The following is a 524-nucleotide window of genomic DNA, read 5'->3' on the forward strand; positions in this document are numbered from 1 at the left end:
ACAGGTTATGTTGTTTCATTAGGATAAAAATGCCGGAGAGATACATGATAAAAGGAACTTGTCTTTGCGAAGAGGTGCAGTATCAATATGATGCTGATATCCAAGAGGTTGCGATGTGCCACTGCCATCAGTGTAAAAAGGCTCAAGGAACGCCATTTGTTACTAACGCACCTATAGAGAGTCAATACTTCACCATTACGAGTGGCGCTGATCATTTGAAGACTTTCATGTCGAGCCCTAATAAAAAGCGCGTATTCTGTAGCAACTGCGGAAGTCCTTTATATAGTCAAAGAACCGATATGCCCGAAACAATAAGACTAAGGCTTGGAACTATCACTGAAGGGGAGTTCCCTGGGCCGCAATATGAGATCTTCTGTGAGTCCAAGTCAGAGTGGTTTGACGCCAAAGCCGAGCGTCCACGCTATGAGCAGCACAAAGTCTAAATGTTGGGAGCTTCGTATATATGGGAAAGTACTTTGTTATATATCCACTAAACTTCTAGCGATAGAATTTGTCACAATAAT

The 524-nt window shown here is 42.4% G+C and carries 1 protein-coding gene; it reads left to right on the forward strand.

Annotated elements, in window-relative coordinates; genetic code table 11:
* The first annotated feature begins 44 nt into the window (after positions 1-44).
* Positions 45-443 carry a GFA family protein gene (locus A3763_RS07350; RefSeq protein ID WP_068510490.1) on the forward strand — a complete coding sequence of 133 codons (399 nt, stop codon included), beginning with the start codon at positions 45-47 and terminating at the stop codon, positions 441-443.
* Positions 444-524 lie beyond the last annotated feature (81 nt).

Source organism: Oleiphilus sp. HI0128 (genome assembly GCF_001635365.1).